The 26808-nt window shown below is 63.9% G+C and carries 23 protein-coding genes; 4 read left to right on the top strand and 19 right to left on the bottom strand.

Going from position 1 to position 26808, the window contains the following annotated elements:
* Positions 1-84 precede the first annotated feature (84 nt).
* Entirely contained in the window at positions 85-2406 is a 2322-nt protein-coding gene (locus tag EN804_RS12330; protein ID WP_127871353.1) for a PAS domain-containing sensor histidine kinase, read from the top strand.
* A 45-nt stretch (positions 2407-2451) separates the two neighbouring features.
* Here the strand turns inward: EN804_RS12330 and EN804_RS12325 are convergent, their stop codons facing one another.
* The 14 genes from EN804_RS12325 to EN804_RS12260 form a co-directional block, all read right to left on the bottom strand.
* Positions 2452-2931: a hypothetical protein gene (locus EN804_RS12325; RefSeq protein ID WP_135883383.1), complete on the bottom strand. Its 480-nt coding sequence runs from the start codon at positions 2929-2931 to the stop codon at positions 2452-2454.
* 50 nt (positions 2932-2981) lie between these two features.
* Positions 2982-5942 carry a bifunctional [glutamine synthetase] adenylyltransferase/[glutamine synthetase]-adenylyl-L-tyrosine phosphorylase gene (locus tag EN804_RS12320; RefSeq protein ID WP_135919561.1) on the bottom strand — a complete coding sequence of 987 codons (2961 nt, stop codon included), beginning with the start codon at positions 5940-5942 and terminating at the stop codon, positions 2982-2984.
* A complete protein-coding gene (locus tag EN804_RS12315; RefSeq protein WP_135919555.1) occupies positions 5942-7420 on the bottom strand; it encodes a HAMP domain-containing sensor histidine kinase in 1479 nt (492 codons plus the stop codon). The genes EN804_RS12320 and EN804_RS12315 overlap by 1 nt, the downstream gene beginning before the upstream one ends.
* Positions 7421-7428: 8 nt before the next feature.
* Complete coding sequence (locus EN804_RS12310) at positions 7429-8103, bottom strand: response regulator transcription factor (RefSeq protein ID WP_023771592.1); 675 nt, start codon at positions 8101-8103, stop codon at positions 7429-7431.
* 358 nt (positions 8104-8461) lie between these two features.
* The gene (locus EN804_RS12305; protein ID WP_135919553.1) at positions 8462-10012 is read right to left on the bottom strand and encodes a Do family serine endopeptidase; all 1551 of its coding nucleotides are present in this window, start codon (positions 10010-10012) and stop codon (positions 8462-8464) included.
* A 129-nt stretch (positions 10013-10141) separates the two neighbouring features.
* Positions 10142-10609, bottom strand: coding sequence for a cytochrome c-type biogenesis protein (locus EN804_RS12300; RefSeq protein WP_135919551.1), 468 nt, complete (start codon positions 10607-10609; stop codon positions 10142-10144).
* Positions 10606-12591, bottom strand: coding sequence for a heme lyase CcmF/NrfE family subunit (locus tag EN804_RS12295; protein WP_135919549.1), 1986 nt, complete (start codon positions 12589-12591; stop codon positions 10606-10608). The genes EN804_RS12300 and EN804_RS12295 overlap by 4 nt, the downstream gene beginning before the upstream one ends.
* Positions 12592-12614: 23 nt before the next feature.
* Positions 12615-13058 carry a cytochrome c maturation protein CcmE gene (ccmE, locus tag EN804_RS12290; protein WP_135883386.1) on the bottom strand — a complete coding sequence of 148 codons (444 nt, stop codon included), beginning with the start codon at positions 13056-13058 and terminating at the stop codon, positions 12615-12617.
* 8 nt (positions 13059-13066) lie between these two features.
* Positions 13067-14203: a c-type cytochrome biogenesis protein CcmI gene (gene ccmI, locus EN804_RS12285; protein WP_127871345.1), complete on the bottom strand. Its 1137-nt coding sequence runs from the start codon at positions 14201-14203 to the stop codon at positions 13067-13069.
* A 124-nt stretch (positions 14204-14327) separates the two neighbouring features.
* Positions 14328-14768 carry a hypothetical protein gene (locus EN804_RS12280; RefSeq protein WP_127278453.1) on the bottom strand — a complete coding sequence of 147 codons (441 nt, stop codon included), beginning with the start codon at positions 14766-14768 and terminating at the stop codon, positions 14328-14330.
* Between the two features lie 182 nt (positions 14769-14950).
* The gene (locus EN804_RS12275) at positions 14951-16339 is read right to left on the bottom strand and encodes an ATP-binding protein (RefSeq protein WP_245511631.1); all 1389 of its coding nucleotides are present in this window, start codon (positions 16337-16339) and stop codon (positions 14951-14953) included.
* Positions 16340-16367: 28 nt separating this feature from the next.
* Positions 16368-17033 carry a response regulator transcription factor gene (locus EN804_RS12270; protein ID WP_015318627.1) on the bottom strand — a complete coding sequence of 222 codons (666 nt, stop codon included), beginning with the start codon at positions 17031-17033 and terminating at the stop codon, positions 16368-16370.
* 90 nt (positions 17034-17123) lie between these two features.
* On the bottom strand, positions 17124-17423 hold the full coding sequence (locus tag EN804_RS12265; RefSeq protein WP_135919547.1) for a hypothetical protein: 300 nt from the start codon (positions 17421-17423) through the stop codon (positions 17124-17126).
* Positions 17424-17593: 170 nt separating this feature from the next.
* Complete coding sequence (locus tag EN804_RS12260; RefSeq protein WP_127278457.1) at positions 17594-18001, bottom strand: DUF3168 domain-containing protein; 408 nt, start codon at positions 17999-18001, stop codon at positions 17594-17596.
* A gap of 259 nt (positions 18002-18260) precedes the next feature.
* On the opposite strand from EN804_RS12260, the gene EN804_RS12255 reads away from it, so the two are divergent.
* Positions 18261-19049 (top strand): fumarylacetoacetate hydrolase family protein, encoded by a 789-nt coding sequence (locus tag EN804_RS12255; RefSeq protein ID WP_135919545.1) that lies wholly within the window; start codon positions 18261-18263, stop codon positions 19047-19049.
* Here EN804_RS12255 and EN804_RS12250 read toward each other — a convergent pair.
* The 5 genes from EN804_RS12250 to EN804_RS12230 all read right to left on the bottom strand — a co-directional run bounded on the left by EN804_RS12250 (position 19046) and on the right by EN804_RS12230 (position 24052).
* The gene (locus EN804_RS12250; protein ID WP_135919543.1) at positions 19046-19861 is read right to left on the bottom strand and encodes an ABC transporter permease; all 816 of its coding nucleotides are present in this window, start codon (positions 19859-19861) and stop codon (positions 19046-19048) included. The two genes, EN804_RS12255 and EN804_RS12250, sit on opposite strands and share 4 nt — an antisense overlap.
* Positions 19862-19865: 4 nt before the next feature.
* Complete coding sequence (locus tag EN804_RS12245; protein ID WP_135883390.1) at positions 19866-20699, bottom strand: ABC transporter permease; 834 nt, start codon at positions 20697-20699, stop codon at positions 19866-19868.
* 22 nt (positions 20700-20721) lie between these two features.
* Positions 20722-21834, bottom strand: coding sequence for an ABC transporter substrate-binding protein (locus EN804_RS12240; protein ID WP_127280994.1), 1113 nt, complete (start codon positions 21832-21834; stop codon positions 20722-20724).
* Positions 21835-21903: 69 nt separating this feature from the next.
* The gene (locus EN804_RS12235) at positions 21904-22998 is read right to left on the bottom strand and encodes an ABC transporter ATP-binding protein (RefSeq protein ID WP_135919541.1); all 1095 of its coding nucleotides are present in this window, start codon (positions 22996-22998) and stop codon (positions 21904-21906) included.
* Between the two features lie 166 nt (positions 22999-23164).
* Entirely contained in the window at positions 23165-24052 is an 888-nt protein-coding gene (locus tag EN804_RS12230) for a LysR substrate-binding domain-containing protein (protein WP_135883392.1), read from the bottom strand.
* Positions 24053-24128: 76 nt separating this feature from the next.
* On the opposite strand from EN804_RS12230, the gene EN804_RS12225 reads away from it, so the two are divergent.
* The gene (locus tag EN804_RS12225) at positions 24129-25730 is read left to right on the top strand and encodes an amidohydrolase (RefSeq protein WP_189524506.1); all 1602 of its coding nucleotides are present in this window, start codon (positions 24129-24131) and stop codon (positions 25728-25730) included.
* 23 nt (positions 25731-25753) lie between these two features.
* On the top strand, positions 25754-26686 hold the full coding sequence (locus tag EN804_RS12220; RefSeq protein ID WP_135919537.1) for a dimethylarginine dimethylaminohydrolase family protein: 933 nt from the start codon (positions 25754-25756) through the stop codon (positions 26684-26686).
* Positions 26687-26808 lie beyond the last annotated feature (122 nt).

Below are 26808 nucleotides of genomic sequence, written 5' to 3'. Positions count from 1 at the left end.
CTTTAATGGCGATTCGGAAGTGCGGTGTTGCCGGGTCACCAGCACATAGAAATGCGGCATACTGGAAATCGGGGAGTGCCATTTATGGCGAAGGCGGACGCGTGGGGCGCGCCCGGTGGGATGGCTTTTGCGCGTCGCGAGACGCGCAGCGACGGCCTTGCCGGGAATACGCGGCTCATCGCCGAACCGGCCTACAAGCGGCTTCTTGCGGCTGAACCGCTGCTGCGCCGGTCGATACCGGCCCTCATCGTCATCTTCCTGCTCGTCATCGCGGCGCTGCGTGTGCTCTCGCTGATGAACGAGCGCGACGATGTCGAGCGCGATGCCAAGGCGATCCTGACGCTGGCCGCCGCGCAGCTCGCCAGTTCGCTCGCCACCACGTCGGACACGCTGCCGGGCGCCACCCAGGACCTGCTGGAGACCACCAGCCGCCAGGGCGCGATGGGCCGCAGCCACGTGTTGGTCGTCACCGACAGTGCCTTCAGGATCACCGCGGTGACGCCGCGTTCGGTGCCCTGGCAAGGCCATTCGCTCGACGGCCTCGTCCAGGGCGGCCAGCCTTTGTTCATGTTCGGCGATCGCGCCGGTGTCATAGAGGTCAACATCGGCGGTCAGGACTGGTACGCGGCGGTCAGCCTGTCCAAGGACAGGAAGGGAGCCGCCGCGGCGCTTGTGCCGCAAGAGGCGGTCTTCGACACTTGGCGCAAGACAGTCTCGCTCAACGTCACCCTGTTCGTGCTGACGGCCGGCGTGCTGATCATCATCCTCTATGCCTATTTCGGACAGGCGGCGCGCGCGCAGGCAGCCGACCGCATCTATCTCGAGGCACATCAGCGTATCGACATGGCGCTGGTGCGCGGCCGCTGCGGCCTTTGGGACTGGGACATGGTGCGTGGCAAGATGTACTGGTCACGCTCGATGTACGACATGCTCGGCTACGAGCCCTGCGAGACGATGCTGTCCTTCGGCGAGGTCGACGAGATCATCCATCCCGAGGACGGCGACCTGTTCGAACTCGCCAACAAGATCGTCGCGCGCGAGATCGATCATATCGACCAGGTGTTCCGGATGCGGCATGCCGATGGCCAATGGGTGTGGATGCGCGCCCGGGCACAGGTCATGGATCCGGAAGCGCCGGAGATCCAGCTGATCGGCATCGCGGTCGACGTCACCGAGCAACGGCATCTGGCGCTGCGCTCCGAAGCGGCCGATCTTCGCCTCAGGACCGCGATCGAGAACATCAATGAATCCTTCGTGCTTTGGGATTCGGCTCAGCACCTGATCATGTGCAATTCCAAATACCAGCAGGACAACGGGCTCTCGGATCGCGACGTAATGCCAGGTGTGACGCGCGCGTCCCTGGAAGAGCGGATGCTGGCCTTTGCTTCGGAACGCCGGCTTGCCAATACCAATGGTCCGCAGGGCGGCGCCACGTTCGAGCGGCAGCTGTCCGACGGCCGCTGGCTTCAGGTCAACGAACTCCGGACCAGGGACGGCGGCATCGTCTCGGTCGGGTCCGACATCACCCAGATCAAGCTGCACCAGGAAAAGCTGGTCGACAGCGAGCGCCGGCTGATGGCGACCATCCATGATCTCAGCCTCGCCCGCCGGGCAGAAGAGGAACGGGCGCGCGAGTTGGTCGACCTCAACCGCAAATACATGAAGGAAACCGAGCGCGCCGAAGCGGCGAACCGGGCCAAATCCGAATTCCTGGCCAACATGTCGCATGAACTGCGCACACCGCTCAATGCCATCATCGGCTTCTCCGAACTGATGGAACAGGGGCTGTTCGGCCCGCTGGGCTCAGAACGTTACGAGGAGTACGCCACCGACATCAACAGCAGCGGCAAATACCTGCTTGGCGTCATCAACGACATTCTCGACATGTCCAAGATCGAGGCGGGCCAGTTCTCGCTGGACCAGGAGCAGATCGATCTCGGTCCGCTGATCAGCGAGACGGTGCGTGTCGTGTCGCTGCAGGCGGCGCAGAAGGCGATCACCGTGGAAACGCGTATCGCCGACGCGCTGACGTTGTTCGCCGATCGCCGGGCGATCAAGCAGATCGTCATCAACCTCCTGTCCAATGCGGTGAAGTTCACCGGCCAGGGCGGCCACATATCGGTCAGGGCCCGCAACACGTCAGGCGCGCTGGTGCTGACAATCGAGGACAATGGCTGCGGTATCCCGAAGGAAGCGCTCGGCAAGCTGGGGCGCCCCTTCGAGCAGGTCCAGAACCAGTTTTCCAAGAACCATGCCGGCTCCGGTCTTGGCCTTGCGATTTCACGCTCATTGGCCGAGTTGCAGGGCGGTGCCCTGAAGATCCGTTCCACCGAGAGTGTCGGCACGATCGTCTCGGTGCGCATTCCCGTGAAGAAGGCGCCAACGGCGGTCAAGGCCGCGGCCTGAGCGACGGGCTCCGGCCGACGATGTCGGAGCCCGCATCAACCAATCCTACTGCAGGCCGCCGTCGTTGCCTTCGTGATCCCATTGGCGGTCATGGCCAAAGCGGCCGCGCTTCGGCAGTTCGCCCTTCTCGATCTTGCCGTCATTGTTCTTGTCGAGCACGGCGAAAAGCTTCCTCTCGCGGCCGCTGATGTCATCAGCGGTCAGCGTGCCGTCGCCCTTGCTGTCGTAACGGGCGATGATGCGCCTGGCCATGCGTTCGAAGCGTGCCTTCTCCAGCGCGTCGGCGAGTTGAGCGACAGTCAGTTTGCCGCCATTGTCGGCGACAAGCTTCTTGAGCCGCGCGTCCATGACATTGGAGAACTGATCGAAGGTGATGGTGCCGTCATTGTCCTTCATCGCCTTGTCGAGCCGCATCATGGTGCGCTGACGCATATTTGCGCTGCCGACATTCTCGGCATAGGCGGCGCCGCCGACGGCTCCGGCCAGGGCGATGAAGGCAAGTGCGAGCTTGATTGTCTTTCTCATGATTTTCTCCTGTTGCATCGTCACCCCCGATGCGGCCGGATGGTCGTTGGTCACGAACCCCCGGCACGAAGCAAAAGGTCGAGATCCTTCCTGACCTTTTGCGACGTCTCCTTGAGATGTGCTTCCAGCACACCGAAATCCGGCAGGTCGGTGACCGCCAGAAGCAGATCCGAAAGCCCCGGCGGAACGTCGTCACGTTCGAAGGGTCCGGTAAGGCACAGCCGCGTCATCTGGGTCAGCGCCAGATAAAGGGCGTAAGCATCGCCAAGGTCCTGCCTGATCGCGGCATTGGCGAAACGGGGCGTCAGGCGAGACAGGATCTCGGCCGTACCGGTGGCGCGCGGTCCGGCCTCGACCTGCCCGGTGATGACAGCCACCTGGGCGATGAATTCGAGATCGATCAGACCGCCCGGGATCAGCTTGATGTCCCACAGGTCGCGGGGCGGCTTTTCCTGCTCGATCATGGCACGCATTTCCGAGGCCTCGGCCCTCGCCTTTGCCGCATCGCGCGACTGGCCAAGCACCGCGGCAACTTCCGCCTCGACCTCACCGCACAAGCCATCATCACCGGCGATGGCACGCGCCCGCGACAGGGCCATGTGTTCCCAGGTCCATGCTTCCTGGCGCTGGTATTTTTTGAAGGCATCGATATGGGTGGCGACCGGTCCCTTGTTGCCGGACGGCCGCAAACGCAGGTCGAGTTCGTAAAGCACCCCTTCCGCCGTCGGCGCCGATACCGCCGATATCAGCCGCTGCGTCATGCGGGAGTAGTAATGCGACGGCGCCAGCGGTTTGTCGCCATCGGAATCCTCGGCGTCCGCATCGTGATCGTAGAGCAGGATGAGATCGACATCCGACCCGGCGGTCAACTCGCGGCTGCCAAGCTTGCCCATGCCGAGCAGCGAGACCACACCGCCGGCGATCGTGCCGTGGCGCACCGCGAATTCGGCGGTCACCGCTTCCAATGCCGCCGCGATTGTCAGGTCCGCCAGATCGGAGAAAGCGCGGCCGGCGCGGGCCGGATCGATGGAGCCCGCGAGCAGCCGCACACCGATCAGGAATTTCTGCTCGGAAGCAAATATGCGCAGCCGGTCGAGCACGTCCTCATAAGCCCTGTCGCCTTCGAGGAAGGCGGAAAGCCGCGCCGAGAGATAGGCACGGTCGGGGAGCTCGGTCAGCAATGCCGGGTCGAGCAAGCCGTCGAAGACATGCGGCCGGCGGGTGATGATCGCCGCCAGCCGGGGCGCCGCGCCCATGATCGTCGCCATCAGCTTGAGCAGTGCGGGGTTCGACTGCAGCAGCGAGAACAGTTGGATGCCGGCCGGCAGACCAGCGAGGAACTCGTCGAAACGGACCAGCGCCTCGTCAGCCCGGCGCGTCTGACCAAAGGCCTTGAGCAGTGCCGGCGTCAGTTCCGTCAGCCGCTCGCGCGCCTCCGCCGACTGGGTGACGCGATAGCGCCCGAAATGCCAGCCGCGGATGACCCGGCAAATGTCGCTTGGCCGCTGAAAGCCGAGACCGTGCAGGGTCTGCAGCGTATTCGGGTCGTCGACGTCACCGGTGAAGACAAGATTGCCGATGCCGGCCGAAAGCTCGGGCGCGGTTTCGAACAGCGCGGCATAGTGGCGCTCGACCTGCTGCAGCGAGGCACGGAACGCCCCGGCAAACGCGGCCGCGTCGGCAAAGCCCAGCATGCGGGCGATGCGCTCAAGCCCCTCATCGTCTTCCGGCAGCATGTGCGTCTGCTCGTCGGCCACCATCTGGATGGCGTGTTCGACCCGGCGCAGGAACCAGTACTGGCGGGCGAGCGCGTCACGCGCATCCGACGTGATCCAGCCCCGGGCCGCGAGCTGACCGAGCATGGGCACGGATTCGCGGCCGCGCAGCTCCGGGAAGCGGCCGCCGGCGATGAGCTGCTGGGTCTGGACGAAGAACTCGATCTCGCGGATGCCGCCGCGCCCAAGCTTGACGTTGTGCCCCTTCACGGCGATCTCGCCGTGACCCTTATGGGCATGAATCTGGCGTTTGATCGAATGGACGTCGGCAATCGCGGCGTAGTCCATGTATTTGCGCCAGATATAGGGCTGGAGTTCCTTGAGAAAGGCATCGCCGGCCGCCAGATCGCCTGCCACCGGGCGCGCCTTGATCATCGCGGCACGCTCCCAGTTCTGGCCGCGCGCCTCGTAGTAGCGCAGCGCGGCTTCAACCGGAATCGCCAGCGGGGTCGAGCCGGGATCGGGACGCAATCTCAGATCGGTGCGGAAGACATAGCCGTGCTCGGTGCGATCCTGCAGGATGCGCACCAGCCGGCGCGTCAGGCGCGAGAACAAATCGGTGGCGTCGAGGGGATCGACCACGGCGGGCGCTTCCGGATCGAAGAACACGACGAGGTCGATATCGGACGAGAAATTCAGCTCATGCGCGCCGAGCTTGCCCATTCCAAGCAGGATCCAGCCCGATTGATGCGACGGGCTGTCGAGGTCTGGCAGTCTGAGCTTGCCCTGGCCATGCGCGTCACGCAGCAGGAAATCGACGGCCGCGCGGGTGCAGGCGTCGGCGAGATCGCTCAAGCGCCTTACTGTCAGCGACGTCTCGGCCTCGCCCGAGAGATCGGCTAGCGCGATCAGGAAATGCGCCTCGGCCTTATGCTGACGCAGCTCCATCATCAGGCCGGATTCCGAGACCGTTTCGGCCAGCGGCGCCTGGTCGATCGCGGCGGTGATCGCCTTCAGGCGGGCCTCGATCGGCAGGTCGAAGAGGCCGTCGAGGATTTGCGGCCGGCGGCGCGCCGTATCGCGCAGGAACGGCGAAAGGTCGAAGACGGCGGCCAGGAAATCCTGCGCCGTCCCCTTGCCGGCCAGGAATTTGGCCGCCCGTGTCAGCCCTTCTTCGCGCGCTGCGTCCGCGATTTCGGCCAGTTCCTGCCGCGCCCGCCCCTCGTCGAGCGGGACAAGCGGGGTTTCCAGGCTCAGCAACCAGTCTGTCTTGCTCCGCTTGGCAACGGCCGCCATCAGTGGTCCTCGCGTGTGGGGAAACTCATGACCACGGATAGTCCCGGATTGCCGGCCAACAGGTCAAGCCGGCCGTAATGGAATGTCATGACCGCCTTGGCGAGACTGAGGCCAAGGCCGGAACCAGGCTGCGAACGGCTTTTCTCCAGCCGCACGAAGCGCTCCGTCGCCCGGGCGCGATCGGCATCGTCGGGAATGCCCTGGCCGTTGTCGGCGACGGAAAGCCTGATCTCGCCATGCGTGCGTTCGAGCGCCACGCGGACCGCCGGCTTGGACGTGGCATCGGTCGAGTACTTGATCGCATTGTCGACGATGTTGGAGAGCGCCTGGCCGATCAGTTCGCGGTTGCCGTCAACGGCAAAAGCACCGTTCACCTCGGCGTCCAGCGAAACGCCAGCCTCCTCGGCCACCGGCTCGTAGAGCTCGACCACATCGCGCACGGCAGCCGCCAGATCGACGCGGTTGGTGTGCTCGGAAGAATATCCAGCCTCCAGCCGGGAGATCATCAGGATGGCGTTGAAGGTCTTTATCAGCTGGTCGGACTCGGCGATGGTGCCCTCCAGCGCCTGCCGATAGTCCGACGTCTTCTGCTTGCCAGAAAGCGTCGCCTCGGCCCGGTTGCGCAGCCGGGTCAGCGGCGTCTTCAAATCATGCGCGATGTTGTCGGAAACCTGTTTCAAGCCTTCATTGAGCGTGGCGATCCTGGCCAGCATGGAATTGAGGTTTTCGGACAACCGATCGAATTCGTCGCCGGTGCCCGTAACCGGCAATCGGCCACTGAGATCGCCGCCCATGATGCGACGGCTGGCCTCCGACACGCTGTCGATGCGCTTCAGCGCGGCGCGGCCAACAAAGAACCAGATTAGCAGTCCGCCGAGCCCCATCATGCCGAGCGCCAGCATCAGCGAGCGGCGGATAACGGCGCGAAAACGCTCCGGTTCGCCGAGATCGCGGCCAACCAGCAGGATCATCTGATTGGGCAGCCGCAGCACCAGCGCGATGGCATTGTGGCCCTTCTCGCCTTCAGCCTGCACCGCGTTGTCGCCCGTTGAAGGAGACGTCGTCTGGTCGGACGCTCCGCTGCGCAAACGATCAAGCTCACCTTCGCCGAAGCGCTTGTAGGAGAACGGCTCGGTCGTCCAGCCCTCGGTATCGATCACACCCGGCTCCAGGGCCTGCACATTGCCGGTCAGGATCTGGCCATTGGTGTCGGCGATCAGATAGAGGTTGGCGCCAGGCTGGCGGGAGCGGTTTTCGACCACACGCACCAGCAATGGCAAGCCGCCCTTTTTGTAGGCGCTGGCCAAGCCTATTATCTCATCATTGATTGTGTCCTGCGTCTGCCCGGTCAGCATGCTCGCTGACAGCGACGTCATGTAGAAGACCAGCAGCACGGCGCACAGCGCGAAAAGCAGGAAATAAAGCGCCGAAAGCCGCGCTGCCGTCGTCTTCATGATGGCGGGCACGGAAAGAGCCATGCTGTCGCCTAGCCGCCCTTCAGCATGTAGCCGGCGCCTCGAACCGTGTGCAGGATCGGCTTGTCGAAGCCCTTTTCGATCTTGCCGCGCAGCCGCGAGACGTGGACATCGATGACATTGGTCTGCGGATCGAAATGATAATCCCAGACATTTTCGAGCAGCATGGTGCGCGTCACCACCTGGCCGGCATGGCGCATGAGATATTCGAGCAGGCGGAATTCGCGCGGCTGCAGCGTGATCTCACGCGCGGCCCGGCGGACAGAATGCGACAGCCTGTCGAGTTCAAGGTCGCCAACCCGGTAGACGGTCTCGGCCTCCTTGGCGCTGGCGCGTCGGTTCAGCACCTCGACACGCGCCAGAAGTTCGGAAAAGGCATAGGGCTTGGTCAGATAGTCGTCGCCGCCGGCACGCAGGCCGGTGACCCGGTCATCGACCTCGCCCAGCGCCGACAGGATGAGCACTGGTGTCGTGTTGCCCCTGGAGCGGAGAGCGGCAATGACCGACAGGCCATCGCGGCGCGGCATCATCCGGTCGATGACCATCACGTCGTAATCACCCGCATCGGCAAGCGCGAAGCCGGTCTCGCCGTCACCGGCGACATGTGCCGTATGACCGGCTTCCGTGAAGGCTTTCTGCAGATAATCCGCAGCCTCGCGGTCGTCTTCTATGACGAGAATCTTCATAGGGCCGTTATACGCGATTTCGCTGGAAGATTGAGTAGCCGGCATCTGCATTCTAGCCTTTGCCAAAGCGCATCGCGATCAAGATGATCGAGAGCGTGCGCGATAAAGTCCTTGTTCCGTGGCGTCGTTGCGCCGGACATGCCAGTTCCCGGTCATGTCGTTACCCCCCGCGACACCGAACCGACCGGCTTCGGGCACGAGAGCGTGATGTGGGCACCCATATGCGGCGCGCGGCAGCGGGCGATGGGAAGCCCGCTGCCACTGAAGAAGAGCGCGATGACTGACTAACGGGCTCTCCTTCTTGCTTTCCCATGCGGCGACTCGGGGGTGTTGAAACCGCCGCATTGGAAAAGTCGTCTCAGCCCTTGGCCACCGGCAGCGCGACGAAGCGGTTGTTGTCGTCGCGGGTGATCTGCATCAGCACCGCCTTGCGTCCGGATTTGACCGCATCGGCCATGGCCTTGGTGACGTCGTCGGTGCCGTTGACCTCCGCCGAGTTAACCGCGGTGATGACGTCGCCCGGCTGGATGCCGCGATCGGCGGCAGCGCTGTCGGGGTCGACGTCGGTCACCACCAGACCCTTGCCGTTTTCAGACTTGGTGACGGTGAGGCCGAGATCGGCGAGCGTGTCCGGCTTTGCCGGAGCGGAGGGTTGCTGCTGCTGGTCGCCCGATGCCTGCTTGTCGCTGATGGGCAGTTTGCCGAGATCGACCTTGACCGTCTGGCTCTTGCCGTCACGCCACACGGTGACGTCAACCGATTTGCCCGGCGAATAGGCGCCGATCAGGCGGGCGAGTTCCTTCGGCGAGGCAACGTCCTTGCCATCAACCTGGGTGATGACATCCCCCGCGGTGATGCCGGCCTTCTTGCCGGGGCCATCGTCCTGGGCGCTCGAAACCAGGGCGCCGTTGTTGGACTTCAGACCGAGCGATTCGGCGATGTCGGAGGTGACCGGCTGGATTTCGACGCCGAGCCAGCCGCGCTGGACCGCGCCATTCTTCATCAGATCTCCGACGACCTGCTTGGCGGTCGAGGCCGGAATGTCGAAGGCAATGCCGACGCTGCCGCCCGAAGGCGAGAAGATGGCGGTGTTGATGCCGACCACCTGGCCGTTGAGATTGAAGGTCGGGCCACCCGAATTGCCGCGGTTGACCGATGCGTCGATCTGGAGGAAATCGTCATAGGGGCCGGCGCCGATATCGCGGCCGCGCGCCGATACGATGCCGGCGGTGACGGTGCCGCCGAGGCCAAACGGGTTGCCAACAGCCACGACCCAGTCGCCGACGCGAACCTTGGAATCGTCGGCGAAGTCGACATAGGTGAACTTGCCGCCACCATCGACCTTGAGCACGGCGAGATCGGTGCGCGGATCGGTGCCGACCAGCTTGGCGTCGAGTTCCTTGCCGTCATTGGTCACCACGGTGAAGGCGGTGCCTTCTTCGACGACATGGTTATTGGTGACGAGATAACCGTCTTCGGAGATGAAGAAGCCGGAGCCCTGCGCCACCGGACGCGGCTGGTCGTTGTTGCGATCGCGATGACCGAAGCGGCGCTGACCTTCATCGTTCTGGCCACCCTGGTCACCAAAGCCGCGGAATTCCTTGAAGAAGCGGCGCAACTGCGGATTGTTGGGAAGATTGTCGAAACCGCCCTGATCGTCGGAACCGTCATCGGCGGTCGGTTGCAGCTTGGCCTTGACCTTGACGCTGACCACGGCTGGCGAAACGCGCTCGACGACATCGGCGAAGCTCGGAACCTGGGGAGCCTCCACACGCACGGCGTCAGCCAGAACGGGGCTGGTTCCACTGGTCAGCGCGCCAACGCCGATCGCGCCGGCGACAGCGATGGACGCGGCGGCAGCCAGAAGACGCTTGCGGGTGCGGGAATATGAATTGGGGGCAATATTCATGGTTCTCTTATCCTCTTTCAACGGACGCGCCTTGATCGGCATCCTCAAGAACGAGAATTAGAGCGGCGCACATTACGACGCCATTTCCGGCACATGAAACTTTGGTAATGTTGGCGCGCGGCGCAGACGTCAGTCGCGGTCCAGGATCGTGTCCAATGCCGCCTGTTCATCGGCTGACAGGGATTTTGTCGCCAGCGTCCGGCGCGACCGCGCGGTCAACACAATGAATACGCCTCCCACCAGCAGCAACAGCACGGGCGTGCCCCACAGCAACGCGTTGCGCAGGTCGAAACGCGGCTTCAACAGAACGAACTCGCCGTACCGGGAGACCACATAGTCCATCACCTGCTGGTCGGTATCACCGGCAACAAGGCGCTGGCGCACCAGGATACGCAGGTCGCGGGCAAGGTCGGCGTCGGATTCGTCGATTGACTGGTTCTGGCAGACCATGCAGCGCAGGCCTTCCGACAGCGCCCGCGCCCGTGCCTCCAGAGCGGGGTCGGCCAGCATCTCGTCAGGCTTCACCGCCATTGCCGTGCCGGCGAAGAATAATGCCAGCAGGAGGACAATCGAGGTCAGCGAAAACCTTGCCTTCATGGCAGGACCACCGGCGCCACCGCCTGCTTGCGGCGGCGCGAAGGCGCGCCGACCCGCAGGCGCCTGTCCATCAGCGACATGGCGGCACCCGCCATCATCACCAGGCCGCCGCCCCAGATCAGCGTCACCAGCGGCTTCCACCACAGGCGCACCACGACCGAGCCGTCCTTGCCCTCGTCGCCGAGCGAAATGTAGAGCTGGGAGAGGCCGATGGTCTTGATGCCGGACTCCGTCGTCGTCATCTGCCGCACCGGATAGAAACGCTTGGCGGAGCTAATTTCGCCGACAGGGCTGCCGCTGACGCCGATCAGCTCGAAACGGCCGCGATCCTCGCTGTAGTTCGGCCCCTGGGCCGGATAGAGGCCGACGAAACGCACCGTGCGGCCGGAGATTTCGACGGTTTCACCAGCACGCATGGACAGGATCTTCTCCGTGCCGAAGCAGAGCGTGCCGACAATGCCGAGCACCGTCAGGCCAAGGCCGAGATGCGCCAAAGCGGTCCCGAAGACGGAGCGTGGCAAACCAACCAGGCGCCTGACCATGACCGGCGCGGCGACATTGCCTAAGCCTGCCTTGACGGCGAGGTCAGTCAGCGCGCCAAGGATCAGCCAGACCGCGAGGCCAACGCCAAGCGCGGCAAGCACCGAAGCGCCGTCGATGAACAAGGCAGTGACCAGCGTCGCCAGAAGGGCGGCCGCAAACGCGAGCATCAGACGCTGCGCGACGCCAAGGACATCGCCGCGCTTCCAGGCCAGCAGCGGCCCAAAGGGAACCATCACGAGCAGCGGCACCATGAGCGGGGCGAAGGTGAGGTTGAAGAACGGCGCGCCCACCGAAATCTTGTCGGCCGAAAAAGCCTCGACCGCCAGCGGATAGAGCGTGCCGACCAGCACGGTGGCGGTCGCCGTGGTCAGGAACAGATTGTTGAGGACGAGCGCGCCTTCGCGCGAGATCGGATGGAACAGGCCGCCTGCGGTCAGCCTTGAGGCGCGCAGCGCAAACAGCGCCAGCGAGCCGCCGATGAACAGCGTCAGGATGCACAGGATGAAGACGCCGCGCGTCGGATCGGTGGCAAAGGCGTGGACGGACGTCAGGACGCCCGAACGCACCAGGAAAGTGCCGAGCAGCGACAGCGAGAAGGTCAAAATGGCGAGCAGCAGCGTCCAGATCTTCAACGCCGAGCGCTTTTCCATCACGATGGCAGAATGCAGCAGCGCGGTGCCCGCCAGCCAAGGCATGAAGGAAGCGTTCTCGACCGGATCCCAGAACCAGAAACCGCCCCAGCCGAGCTCGTAATAGGCCCAATACGATCCCATGGCGATGCCGCCGGTCAGAAACATCCAGGCGACCAGCGTCCATGGCCGCACCCAGCGCGCCCAGGAAGCATCGATGCGGCCCTCGATAAGGGCCGCGACCGAGAAGGAAAAGCAGATCGAGAAGCCGACATAGCCGAGATAGAGCAGCGGCGGATGAATGGCGAGGCCAAGGTCCTGCAGGATCGGGTTGAGATCGCGGCCTTCGATCGGCGCCGGATTGAGTCTGACGAAGGGATTGGACGTCACCAGGATGAACAGGAAGAAGGTTGCGCCAATGGCGCCCTGCACGGCAAGCACGTTGGCGCGCAGCGTCGCCGGCAGGTTGGAGCCGAAAGCGGCGACAAGCGCGCCGAAGAAGGTCAGGATCAGCACCCAGAGCAGCATCGAGCCTTCGTGATTGCCCCAGGTTCCGGTGATCTTGTAGATCAGCGGCTGCAGCGAATGCGAGTTCTCCCAGACGTTCGCCAGCGAAAAATCGGAACTTGCATAGGCGCTCGCAAGTGCCGCGAAGGACAGGGCCGTCAAGGCAAAACCAGTCACCGCGACCGGACCGCCGACCGCCATCAGGCGCTGGTTGTTCAGCCGCGCGCCAAACAGCGGCACGATGGTCTGCACCAGTGAAAGCGCGAACGCCAGAACCAGGGCGAAATGTCCGGTCTCAACCATTCCCGCTTGCTCTCCCGCCGGGATTACTCACTCTTGCTCTCCTGCCAGACACCCTTGGCCTTCAGGCCGGCGGCAACTTCCTTGGGCATGTAACGCTCGTCGTGCTTGGCCAGCACGCTGTCGGCGACAAAGACGCCGTCGGGGCCAAAGGTGCCCTCGGTGATGACGCCCTGCTCTTCGCGGAAAAGGTCGGGCAGGATGCCGGTATAGGTAACCTTGACCGATTTGTGGGTGTCGGTGACCGAAAAGGCAACCGTCGCGCCCTGGCCGCGCTGGATGGTGCCTTTTTCGACCAAACCGCCGAGCCTGATGCGCTGGCCGGGCTGCACACTGGCAGTGGTCAGATCGGCCGGCATGTAGAAATAGGACGCTTTCTGGCCAAGCGCGTAGAACGTCAGGCCGGTGGCGGCTGCGAGGAAAGCCAAGCCGCCCACAATCACCGACAATCGTTTCTGCTTGCGCGTCATATCCAATTCTACTCCGTCGCCGTCAGGCCGAGCGAGGCGCCAAAGGCGGTGAATTTCTTGGCTTCGTCACTGTCGGCCCCAAAGACCGCAATGGCGCGGCCCAGCGCATCGCGCGCCTGGTCGGTCTTGCCCAGCACGACATAGGAACGAACAAGCCGCATCCATCCTTCCGGGTCGCGCGGATTTTGACGAAGTTTGTCGTCGAGGCCGGCGACCATGGTGTTGATCATGGCTTCCCTGTCCTGCGGCGACATGGAGGATGCCGCGTCGACATCGCCGGCATCGGGGCCTTTCGGGGCCGCGCCGGAAGCGACTTCGGAGCCGGATTTGGCCAGTGCCTGTTCGACGGCGCCGCGCCATGGCGAATCCGGCGGCAGTTTACCGAGCATCACCTGCCAGGCCGCGGCCGCTTCCTTGCCGCGGCCCTCCTGCGCCAATGCCATCGCCAGATAGAAGCTGGCTTTCGCATTGGCCGGGTCAAGCCTCAAGGCCGCCTCGAAGGCATCCTGGGCATCGGCCGAAACAATACCGCCCGCGGCACCGGCGATCGCCTCACCGAGTCCGGCCTGGCGTACGGCGCTGTCGCCGTCGAGGCGTATGGCGTTGCGGTAGGCCGCCGCGGCGTCGGCAAAGCGCTGCATGCGCAGATAAACCGGCGCCAGCACATCCCAGCCCCGCCCATCGGAAGGGTTGGCCGCGAGGTGGGCTTCGGCGCGCGCCACCAGCTCATCGACCGAACTGTCGGCCGGGTTCTTGGCCAGCCGCTCGCTGAGCGGCTGCGACGGCAGGTCAGGCGAGCCGATCTGGCTGTAGAACCCCCAACTGACCAACGGGACCGCCAGCACGGCCACGGTCGCGACAAGCCGTGCCGTGACCGACGCCGCCCTGCCGGACGTCTTGCCGGTTATGTCAGCGTTACCCAGGCGAAGGATGCGGCGGGCGATCTCGGCGCGCGCCTCGGCTGCCTCAGCGGGCCGGATCAAGCCGCGCGCGGCATCGCGGTCGAGTTCGGCTAATTGATCGCGATAGACTTCCAGGTCGTGGTCGCCGCTCGATGACGCGCCCTTGGAAGCCCCAGCCAGCGGCAAAAGCACCGCCAGACTGGCGCCCAGCGTGAGAATTGCGGCTATGACCCAGAACAGCATGGTTCTTCCAATAAAGGCAGAGCCCTGCCCTGCCAACACAGGCATCCTGCGACGCTTTGACGGCAGGCGCACCGAATGTCCTTGATCGACATCAACTGGCCGGGTCGCAACCGGACCCGGCGTGCTAGGTCAATGGTGTCCAGCCGCCGTCGGCATTGCGGCAGGCTGTTCCGTGCGCCGTGACACTGGCGCTGCCGGTGAACACCGTCTGCGTGTACTGGCGGCAATCCTGCGAACCAACGCGGTAAGGTTGGGCTGGAACGACCTCGCCATGGCGCGAGGCCTGATCGCCCTTCCACGCCACCTTCTGCCCGCTCGTCGTGTATTCAAGCGCCTTGTATTCGGCCTCGAGCGCGCTGCGCTTTTCCGTGTCGCTCAGGCCATTGCCGACAGACCCGCCAATGAGGCCGCCGCCCATGGCGGAAATGATCGACTTGGTGACGACCTTGCCGCCGGCCGGGGGCGTCGAGGCCGGGGTCGCGGCCACGGTCGGGCCCTTGCCGCTCAAGGTGGTGCAGCCCGACACGGCCAGCAATGCGGAAACAAGCGCGACGCGAATCTTCATGCCAACAACCGGTATTCCTGAGTTGGAGCTTGCCATGGATGCGCCTGGCATCATCTGAGAAGTGGGCATGGCCATACTATTGATATTTGTCGGAAATTTGGCCGCCGCCGGCCAGTATGAGGTCAATCGATATGCCGCCATAGCATGTGCCACCCGTTGGTGTCGATTGGTCTGGGCAAACGTCACTGAAGGCTCCGCAATCGCACCGCTGCCTTCAGACCACCCATGCCGGAACGCCCCAGATCCAGGCCACCTCCGTACTCGTTGACGAGGTCGGCGACGATGGCGAGGCCCAGGCCCGTTCCCGGCTTTGTCTCGTCCAGGCGCCGTCCGCGCTTCATGGCTTCGCGCGCCTTGTCCTCGGGAATGCCAGGGCCGTCATCCTCGATGCTGATCTCGAACAGGCTCTCATCCTTGCTGACCAAGGGCACGACCGAGACCGCGACAGCACTCCTTGCCCATTTCATCGCATTCTCGAGAAGATTGCCGAGCAGTTCCTCGAGGTCCTCGCGTTCGCCGGCAAAGACGATCTCGGTGGCCGGCAGCGACAGCGATAGGCTGGTCCGCGGGTTGAGCTTCTGCAAAACACGCACCATGCGCTGTACCAGCGGCGCCACGGGCGTGCGGTAGACGACGCTGTCGCGCTGCGCCGCGACGCGGGCGCGCTGCAAATAGTGATCGATCTGCTTTTGCATGGAGGCGGCCTGCTCGGCGATCAACTGCCCCTTGGCGCCGCCAAGCGCCCGGCCCTCGTTGAGCAGCACGGCGAGCGGCGTCTTCAGCGAATGGGCGAGGTTGCCGACCTGGGTCCGCGAACGCTCGACAATGCGTTTGTTGTTTTCGATCAAAGCGTTGGTTTCGTTGGCCAACGGTTCGATCTCGGCCGGGAAGCGGCCGTCGAGCTTCTGCGCGGTGCCCTCGCGCACCATGGCGAGTGCGTTCCTGACCCTGCGCAGCGGCTGCAGCCCGAGCAGGATGGCGATGGCGTTGATGGCGATCATTCCGATGCCGAACAGGCTGAGATAGGTCAGCAGGCGACGCTGGAAGGTCCCTATTTCCTGCTCCAGCTCGGTCTTGTTTCCCATGACGCGGAAGCGCGCGGCGCGGTTCTTGGCATCGAGAACGAATTCGCTCTCGAATACGACCAGTTCCTCGCCGTTGATGCCTTGCGCGGCATAGCTGCGCTGGAAATTGGCGTTGAAGGGAACGTCCGCCACATCGGGCGACGGGATGGTCCGGGTCATGGACGAAGAATGAAGATCGCCGTGCACGCCTTCCGAGGCGGGCTCGACGGACCAGTACCAGCCCGAATTCGGTTCGGAGAAACGGAGGTCACCAAGGTCGGGCGAGCCGGTCAGCGCGCCGCTGTCGGAAATGCCGATCGAGCCGATCAGGTTGAACAGATGCGCCGACAGCAAACTGTCGAAACCCCGCTCGCTGGCCTGGCGGTAGAGCGTGGTGATCAGGGTGAAGATGACGACCAGGGTCAGGATCGCCCATACCGTGGAAAAGGCGATAACGCGGAACGTCAGCGAGCGCGGCCAAGCGCGTAGCGAAAGCCGTCTGCCCACGGTTGGGTTGGTAGGAAGCGGTTCCGCCTTACGCCTCCGGCTCACGCATACGGTAGCCCATGCCGCGCACGGTTTCGATCATGTCGATGCCCATCTTCTTGCGCAGCCGCCCGACAAAGACCTCGATCGTGTTGGAATCGCGGTCGAAATCCTGGTCGTAGAGATGCTCGACCAGTTCGGTGCGCGAAACGACCTCGCCCATGTGGTGCATCAGATAGGCAAGCAGCCGGAATTCGTGCGAGGTCAATTTCAGCGGCACGCCATTGACATCGGCCTTCGAAGCCTTGGTGTCGAGACGCAGCGGCCCACAGGTCAGTTCCGACGAGGCGTGGCCGGCGGCGCGGCGGATCAGGGCCCTGACCCGTGCCAGTACCTCCTCGATGTGGAACGGCTTGGTGACGTAGTCGTCGGCGCCGGCGTCGATGCCCGAGACCTTGTCGCTCCAGCGGTCACGCGCGGTCAGGATCAGCACCGGCATCTTGCGGCCGCCGCGACGCCAACGCTCGACCACGCTGATGCCGTCCATCTGCGGCAGGCCGATGTCGAGCACGACGGCATCGTAAGGCTCCGTGTCCCCGAGGAAATGACCCTCCTCGCCATCGAAGGCACGGTCGACGACATAGCCGGCATCGACCAGCGCATCGGAAATCTGCCGGTTGAGATCCTTGTCATCCTCGACGACGAGTACGCGCATGCGGGGACCAATGCCTGTTGACTGAGGTTTCAGATATAGGCCGATTCCGCCGGCCTGGGAAACGGAGCCCTGTAGGACGAGAAGACTGCGTCAGTTCTGCGGAACGACGATTTCGGAGCGGCGCGGACGCTGCCCGTCCTTGCCCGGCACGAGCACGACGATAACGCAAACCGCCTGGCCGCCACGCGTCGACGCCGAGGCCTTGGCGAGTGTTCCGCCATTCTGCTGGGCCACCTGCTGACCGATCGCATAGCAGTCGGATGCGGCCAGGACGATCGGGGTGGGCTGATCGGGCGCGATCGCCGGTATCGCCATTGCCTGCGACGCAAACAGCCCGGCGGCACTAAGCGCCAGGGTCGCGGTTCGGAAATGGGAGCGAAGCGTTTTCATGACCGGCGTTGTAACGCATCGGTGCTGAACGTGAAATGAACAGTGAACGGCCCTGAACCCATGCTCGCCACACCCCTGCAACGCGAGATAGACAATCTGGATTCACCGCCCCACCAGTGAACCCCGCGAAAGCCCAGTCTAGACTCCGTTTCGATGATATTGAAAGCGCGTCAGGCGTTTTCCTGCGTCAGCGCTCGGAATCGCAGCAGACCATGATGGACAAGCAATTCCTCATCATAACGCGCCTCGGTGAATTCCAGCGACAGCCGCGTCTGTCCACGCGGGCCGATCACCAGCACCGCGTCGGCAAGGCGCGCCTTGATGGCGGCCATGATGGCAAGCGTTTCGGCTTCACCATGGGCCTTCGACCAGACATGCAGCGTGATCAGCTGGTCGTCGTTATTCTCGGCGCCGGTATCCCAGTCAAAAGCCGAGGTCTGGCCTGAAGTCACATAGGGAAAGGCGGCGGTGTCGGTTGCCCGCTCGAGCAGCCCGGCGCCGCCGAGCAGCGTCGACAGCGACGCATCGCTTTTCAACCTGAGGAACAGGGCCTGCTGCAAATCACCGGGCGCGGTCATCGTTCTTCCCCTCGCCTGTTGCGCCACCGACCCTTGCCTGCCAGAAGCTCTTCCGCGTTCTAGACGCTTTGCCATATATAACCATTTCCCGCACGGACAGGTTTGCCGATTCGTCGTCTCGATGATGAATGCCGATGATCTCGAAAATACGACTTGCCGACAATCTCCTCAGCGGACGCGGCATAGCGATACCGGTTGCGCACCGCAAGCATCATCAACGCCCGGCGCCGGGCCATTTTCCCAGATTCGGGAGCTGACCATGCTCGATCCACAAAAGGCCAAGGCCGCGTCGCGTCTGCTGGTAAGCCATTGGGACCATGGCACCCATCTCGACGCCATACCTGAGGAGCTTCGCCCGAAGACACGGACCGAAGGCTATGCCATCCAGGCCCATGTCATGGATCGTTCGGCGGCCCCGCTTTTCGGCTGGAAGATCGCGGCAACCAGCCTTGCCGGTCAAAGGCATATCAATGTCGACGGCCCGATGGCCGGGCGCCTGCTGGCAGAGAAAGCGGTCGCGGTTGGCGGGACCGTCTCGCTCGCGACGAGCAAGATGCGGGTCGCCGAGATCGAATTCGCTTTCCGTTTTGGCCGGCAGATCCCGCCGCGCCCGGCGCCTTATGAAATCGCCGAGGTGATAGATGCCGTGGCAACCTTGCATCCGGCGATAGAAATACCGGACTCGCGCTACGACGATTTCCGCGCCGTCGGTGCGCCACAGCTGATAGCGGACAATGCCTGTGCCAATCTGTTCGTCATCGGCCAGCCCACGCAAGACGAATGGCGTGACGTGAACCTCGCGGAACACCCGGTGACCGGTCTTGTTTCGGGCAAGTCGCGGCACGACGGAACCGGCGCGGCGGTGTTAGGCGACCCGCGTATAGCGCTCACATGGATCGTCAACGAACTGTCGGGCCTCGGCATAGCGCTCCAGCCGGGACAGGTGGTGATCACAGGCACTTGCGTGACGCCGATACGCGTCGAGGCTGGTGATGAAGTGATCGGCGATTTGGGCAAGTTTGGCCGCGTCTCGGTACGGTTTGTCTAGACCGGCTTGCTCTCCCGGTTCAGCCTGACCACGAAGCTCCTCACCGCCAGAACCAGCACGGTGATGATGATCAATATCACGGAAAGCGCCGCGATCGCCGGGTCGATGTTGTCGCGCAGGCCCATCCACATCAGGCGCGGCAGCGTGATGGCGTTGACCGAGGTGATGAACAGGGTGACGCCGATCTCTTCCCAGGAGAGTACGAATGAGAGCAGTGCCGCGGTGACGATGCCAAACTTGATGTTGGGCATAATGACGCGCGTGGCGCGTTCCCACACGCTTGCACCGAGACCGCGCGCGGCAAGGTCGATGCGCCGATCGAGCTGACTGAGCGAAACCAGGATCAGCACGGTCGCGAACGGCACCGTCATCACCGAATGCGCCATGGCAACGCCGAGCCAGGTGTCGTAGCCGAAGAAGGAACTGACGCCTGAGATCGAGGTGAGCAGGAAGTAGAGCGTCACCGCCGAGACCACCGGCGGCACAACCATCGGCAACAGCACGAAACCGACAAGGGTGGCGGTGAAGCGCGGTTGGAACATCCAGACGCCGAGGCTGAAACTAAGCGCCAGTACGGTTGAAATAGCGCTGCTGACGATGCCGATCCGGATCGAAAGCAGGATCGATTGGAGCCAGCGCGGGTCCTCGATCAGCGAGCGATAGTGGCGCAGCGACAATTCACCCGTCGGCATTGCCAGCATGCGGCTCGGCGTCAGCGAGACCGGAATGACGGCCAGCAGCGGCAACAGCAGGAACAGCGCCACCAGCACGGCGAGGATCAGCGAGACGGGTCCGGGGCGATAGGTCGGCATCACGCTACACCAGTTGCTTCGGTTTGACGTATCGGAAGAGCAGCGCCATCAGGGCGCCGACGAAGACCACCAGCACGACGCTGATCGCGGCCCCCAGTCCCCAGTCCGGGCTCTGGAATATCCGGAGATAGATCAATTCGGCGATCATCACGCTGCGGCCGCCGCCGAGAATCGCCGGCGTGACGAAGAAGCCGAGCGAGAAGACGAAGACGATCATCGCGGAGCCGATGATGCCGGAGCGCGTCATCGGCACGAACACCGTCCAGAAGGTGCGCATGCGGCTGGAACCCAGCCCGCGCGCCGCGAGCAGCACGCGCTCGTCCAGGCTGCGCATGGCTGACGCCAACGGAAAGACGGCGAAAGGAATGAGGAAATGCGTCATGCCGACGATGACGCCGAATTCGTTGCGCACCAAAGTCAGCGGTTCGGAGATGAAACCGATGGACTGCAGCCAGGTGTTGATGAGGCCGCGGTTGGACAAAAGCGCCACCCAGCCGAAGGCGCGCGTCAGCACCGAGATCCAGAACGGCACCAGGATGCAGAATTCGGCGATGAGGCGCTGCGCTGGGCTGCCGCGCACCCAGACGACCGTGATGGCATAGGCGGCGGCGACCGACACGATGGTGACGATGGCCGCGATGCGCAGCGTGCGGATGAACACCGACTGCACCAGATCGTCGGTGAGCAACGCCTGGTACTGGCCAAGCCCGGGCGTCGGCAAGGTGAAGCTCCACTTCACCACGCCGAGAAACGGCCAGGCATAGGCCAGGACGAGGAACAGGAGCAGCGGCGCCATCAACAGCGCCGCGCCCATCCTGTCGGAGAGAACACCTCTCATGTCAGCTCAGCAACGCCAGTGATCAGGCGGAGATGATCTTGGTGTATTCGTCGAGGGCCGCGCCGTAGTTCTTGGCGTACCAGTCCATGTCGAGCGGGATCTGCTTCTTCATGTTCTCCGGATCGACGGGGTTGATGCGCTTCTTGTCGGCGGGAATCAGCGCGTCGGCCGCCGGATTGGCCGGACCCTGGCCGAGCTTGTCGAACATGACGAGCTGCTTTTCCGGATCCTGGGCGCTGGCGATAAACTTCATCGCCGCATCCTTGCCGCCTGGGTTGTTCTTGAGCACGGCCAGCGCACCGGGCGAGATCAGACCCTGGTCCCAGATGAACTTGATCTTGCCGCCGGAATCCTGCTCGATCAGCGAGGCCCGTGTCGACCACACGATCGCCATCGACGCTTCGCCATTGAGCAGCACGCTCTGGCTCTCGGCGCCGCCGCCCCAATAGGCGACGACGTTTTCCTTGAAGGCTGATATCTTGTCATGCGCACGCTTCAAGTCGAGCGGGTAGAGCGACGCCGGCGCGATGCCGTCGGCCAGAAGGGCCGCTTCCCAGCTCGACACGCCCCATTTGTAAAGGGAACGCTTGCCGGGGAATTTCTTCACATCGAAGAAATCGGCCATGCCGGTCGGTGCATCCTTGCCGTATTTCTCGGAATCGTAGGCGATGACATAGGAGAAGAAATAGGTCGAGGCGGCATAGTCCCAGCCGAAACCGGGACGCATCTTCTTCTTGTCGACGATATTGTAGTCGATCGGCTCGAGCATGCCTTGCGCGCCGAGCGTGATGGCCGAGAACGGATCGACGTCGACAAGGTCCCAGGTCGGGGCGCCGCTCTTGGACTGCGCGGCGATCGCGCCTTCGGTCGGGCCCGAGCCGTCCATCTTGACGGTGATGCCGGTGTCCTTGGTGAAAGCCTGGCCATAGGCGGCGTCGTAAGCCGTGATCGCGTCGCCGCCCCAATTCACCAGCACCAGTTCCTTCGCCGCCGCGAAGGCTCCGGTCGAGCGCAGCAGCATCGGCGAGCCTGCAAGCACGAGTGCCGCGAGTTGCGTGAACTGGCGGCGCGAGATCTCGCCGCGTCTCGTCCTCTCGGACAGCGTTTCGATGGCCTGTTTCTTGGTGTCGTTCATGTCAGTTCCCCTTTGTTTTCGTTGACTTCAATCCGGAAACCGGTGCGGCGGATCAGGCCGCACCGGCGCTCATTGTCCTCCATCCGGAAGGAGGAAGCCCTTTTCCGCCGGCCATGTCAGCCAGACGGAATTGCCCTTGCTGAGAGCAGCCGCCGCGACCTCGTTGGGCACCGAGACGGTTACCTTGGCACCATGGCGCGTGGTGAGGTCGAGCTTGGTCGCCGCCCCCAGATAGGTCGAGGCGATCGCGGTCGCGGCGATGCCGTTCTCTCCAGCTGCCGCCTCGGGCGCGATCGACATGTGTTCGGGCCGGATCGCCAGGATGGCGTCACCGCGGACTTTCGCGGCCTTGCAGTGCATGCTGACCGCGCGGTCCTCGCAAAGGCCGGTCGAGCCGTGGTCGGCGGGCTTGACCCCCTTCAGCGGCAGCATGTTGATCTCGCCGAGGAACTCGGCGACGAAGCGATTGTCCGGCCGGTCGTAGACCTCGTCCGGCGCCCCGACCTGCAGCAGTTTGCCGTGGTTGAAAATGGCGACGCGCGACGACAGCGCCAGCGCCTCGCTCTGGTCGTGGGTGACGAAGACGAAGGTGGTGCCGGTCTCCTGATGCAGGCGCTTCATCTCGGCCTGCATCTGGCCGCGCAGGCTCTTGTCCAACGCCGAAAACGGCTCGTCGAGGAGGAGCACGCCCGGCTCGAACACCAGCGCGCGGGCAAGGGCGACGCGCTGCTGCTGGCCGCCGGACAGCTGCGACGGCAGTTTCTTCTCGTGGCCGACCAGACCGACGCGCTCGATCATCTCGCCGACGCGCTTCCTGATCTCGGCGGCCGATTTCTTGCGGACCTTGAGCGGGAAAGCGATGTTGGCTTCGACGCTCATATGCGGAAACAGCGCATAACCCTGGAACACCATGCCGGCGGCACGCTGCTCGGCCGGGCGGTCGGTGATGTCGGCGCCGTCGCTGAAAAGCCTGCCCTCGCTCGGCTGCACGAAGCCGGCCAGGATCATCAGGAAGGTGGTCTTGCCGGAGCCGGAGGGGCCAAGCAGGGTCAGGAACTCGCCGCGCCCAATGTCAAGCGTCAGATTGTCCAGTGCACGGAACGAGCCGAAGCTCTTGCCGATCCCGATTGCCTTGATCTCTGCGGCCCGGCCGGGTTGTAGCATCCTGCCTCTATCCTTACCGTTGAGCCAAATCGTAGGCAGGGCCGAAGCTCACCGCAACCGAATAGTTTTCGCCTGATCGGCAAATTTGATTCACGGGTGGATGGAGGATGGCGTGGCTGGAACCGCCAATCTCCCCCTCGTGGGGGATCTGCTAGTCTTAATTCGCCTAGAGCCTGTTCTCCGATAGCTTTGCCCTCAACCAATCGCTGAAGGCATTGAGTACCGGATGTCCCGCCTTGGCATGCTCGAAGACCAGGAAATATGAGCGTGGCGAGGGGACCGACGCCTCGAACGGCTTGACAAGGCGGCCTTCGCTCAGCGCCCGGCGGCCTGTCAGTTCGTCGCCCATGGCAATCCCCTGCCCGGCGACCGCCGCCGAAAAGACGAGGTTCATGTCGGAAAAGAAGATGCCGCCCTCGGTGTCGGGATTTTCCACCTTCGACAATGCCAGCCAGCGTGCCCAGTCCTCGGTGTCGCCGAGATGGAGCAAATTGGCGCGCAGCACGTCGGCGGGCTTGGAAAACCCACCGACCTTGTTGAGCAGCGTCGGGCTGCAGAGCGGCGTGAACGAGACCTCGCAGAGCAGTTCCACCGCGCGGTTCGGCCAGTTGCCGACGCCAAAGGCGATGAAAGCGTCGGCCTCCGGATTGCTGACGTCATCGAGGCGACGAGGCGTCAAGATCGAGAGTGCCACGTCCCGATACATTTGCTGGAACTCGCCGATATGGGAGCAAAGGAACATCGAGGCGAAGCCCGGAGGGCAGGAAATGGCAAACGAACCGCCGACGCCCGCACCGCTGTTTTGCGCCCCCGCGTCGCCGAGCACGGTTAGCGCCTTCCTGACATCGGCCGCATAGCGCTGGCCGCGCGGCGTCAGCGCCACGCCCTTGCCGATGCGTTGCAGGAGATCGAAGCCAAGGTCACGCTCGAGCAACCGCAGTTGGTGCGAGACGGCGCTGCGGGTCAGGTGCAGTTCGTCGGCGGCACGCCAGACGCTGCCATGCCTGGCGAAACTGTCGAGGGCGCGTAGCGCCTGTGTCGAAGGAATTCTCAAGAGGTGAACCGAATTTGCACGAACCGGGAAAACATATCACTTTTTGGCGAGCCGCTTCACTGCTTTCTTCTAGAGCATGGACAAACCGGTGACGACATCGGCGCAAGAGACCGCGCTTGCCTGCCTCGACGGCATCCAGCCCCTGCTGTCGGCCTGGACACGCACCATCTTCGATTTCGGCGAGACCGCATGGCGCGAGTACCAATCGGCCGCCTGGTATGTCGATCGGCTCAAACGCGAGGGATTTTCTGTCGAGGAAGGCTCGGGCGGCATGCCGACCGCCTTCTGCGCCCACTGGACAAACGGCGCCGGACCGACAATCGGCATGTATGCCGAATATGATGCCGTGCCCGGCAATTGCCAGGACGCCGTGACGGTGAGGCAGCCGCGACCTGGCCTTGGCGCCGAGGCCGGCGGCCATACCGACCCGCATTCGGGGCTCGGCATAGCAAGCCTCGGCGGGCTGCTCGCGACCAAGGCCGCGATGCAGCGCCACGACATTCAAGGCACGCTGCGCTTTACCGGCGAGCCGGCCGAAAAGGTGCGCGGTTCGAAGCCGATCCATGCGGCAAAAGGCTATTATGACGGCCTTGCCGGCATGATTTCCTTCCATCCATTTTACATGCTGCCGCTCTGCAACACCGCTCGCTGGGATACGCATTGCGGCGCGGCCTATGCGATGATCTATCGTTTCGTCTGCGACGAACCCGAAAACTGGATTCGCGCAGGCGACGGCGCGCCGATCCCGCAGGCGCATTCGGCGGTCAGGGCACCGGGCGCGAACGATGCGCTGATGACCATGTACATGGCCTCCAAGGCGTTGCGCGATTCCATGCTGCCGCATCAGGGCGGCTGGTCGATCAGCGAGGCGATCCTGACGGCTGGCCAGGCCACGGCCGACAATCTGCCGGCGGGCCTGGCGGAAATCCAGTACATGATCCGCGTGCCGACGCTTCGCATGGCCGAGCAGGTGACGGCGGTGCTCGACCGCAACGCCGCGGCCGCGGCCGCGATCAGCGGCTGCCGCTACGATCGGCACTGGGTGTCGAAGTCGCGGCCGGGGCTGGCCAACCACGCCATGGCAGGGATTACCTACGAAGCCCTGTCGACGGTCGGGCCGCCACGCTGGGACGAGGCCGCCAGGACGATCGCGCGGGAAATCCAGGTCAATGCCGGCGGCACCGCGACCGAAAACCCCTTCATCGATGAGCTGGAGCGGCTGATTTCGCCACAGGAGGCCGAGGCGATCTTGCGCCGCGACCTGCCGCCTTCCCAGGTGAATTCGACCTCCGACGACTACACCGACATGAGCTGGCACGCGCCGACCGCGCGCTTCTATGTCGCCCGCCCAGCGCTGCGCTCGGCAAACGGCCACGCTTTTCCGGCATGGGTGATGAATGCTCTGGGCGGCATTCCCGCGACGATCGATCCGATGGTCATCTGCGCGGCCAAAACGGTCGCGCTGGCGGCGCTGCACCTGCTCGAGGACAAGACCGCCCGCGACGAGGCGATGAATGAGTTCACCACCCGCACCGGCGGCGGCATCGGCGGCTCCAACTGGATCGCGCCGCTCTGCGACTACGAGCCGCCGATCAACTTCCGCTGGCCGGAATATGTCACCACGCCGCGCGGGCGCGACTGGTGGATACCAAACAATGCGCGACCGACCAATTCTTGAGAACAATCCACGAGGAGAACCGCATGACCGTTCATGACCGCATCGTCGCCGAACCGTTTTCGCTGCAACGCCGCAACCCGGTCGGCGGCACCAAGCCAATGACATCATGGGGCTTCGCCAACGAGACCGACGTCTTGACCGACGTGCTGCTCGGATCGCCGAACTTCCTGCGTCACCTCTCGACCAGCTCGCTCTCGCGAAAACATCTGCGCGAGGCGCCCTGCAATGTCCAGATCGCGCAGGCCCAGCACAAGGATCTGGTCGCGGCCTACGAGCATTTCGGCGTCAATATCCATTGGCACGAGCCGACGCCGGAGCTGCCGATGCAGGTCTATTCCCGTGATTCCAGCGTCATGACGCCTTATGGCGCCATTATCACCGCCATGGCCAATTGGTGGCGGCGCGGCGAGAACTATGCCGCCATCCGCACCTATGAAAAGCTCGGCATCCCGATCTACGACATGGTGACGGCCGGCACCTTCGAAGGCGGGGACTTCAACGTCATCGAGGACGGCGTGGTGCTGATCGGCTGCGGCGGCGCCCGCACGCAGGAGGAAGGCGCCCGCCAGGTGCAGGCCTGGTTCGAGAAGGAAGGTTGGGAGACGCGCATCGCCTTCATCGACGAATATTACGTCCACATCGACCTGATGGTTGTGCCGATCGCCGAAAAGCTCACCGCCGTCTGCCTCGCCTGCACCGAACCCGGCATCGTCGACTGGCTGAAGGGCAAGGGTCACGAGATCATCGACGTGCCCTTCCAGGACACGATGGCGCTCGGCTGCAATTTCATGTCGCTCGGCAAGGACCGGGTGATCGCGCCGACCTCCAGCCAAACGCTGATCGGCCAGCTCAAGGCGCGCGGTTTCGAGGTCGCGGCGGTCGACATGAGCGAGATCTCCAAGACCGGCGGCGGCATTCACTGCATGGCGCAGGCGCTGAAGCGCGAACCGGCCTGATAGCCCGGGAAAGCCAAATCCTCTTCGCTCGCCCGATCGAGAATCTGGCGGGCGAAGAGCCGGTCCGCCAGCTACCGGCTCTTCCATCGATAAACCTTGCAGTTGTGTCCTCGCCGCTCTTG

The sequence above is a fragment of the Mesorhizobium sp. M8A.F.Ca.ET.161.01.1.1 genome (assembly GCF_004792105.1).
In the GTDB taxonomy this organism is placed as follows: Bacteria; Pseudomonadota; Alphaproteobacteria; order Rhizobiales; family Rhizobiaceae; genus Mesorhizobium.
This window is presented reverse-complemented; position numbering and strand designations above follow the sequence as displayed.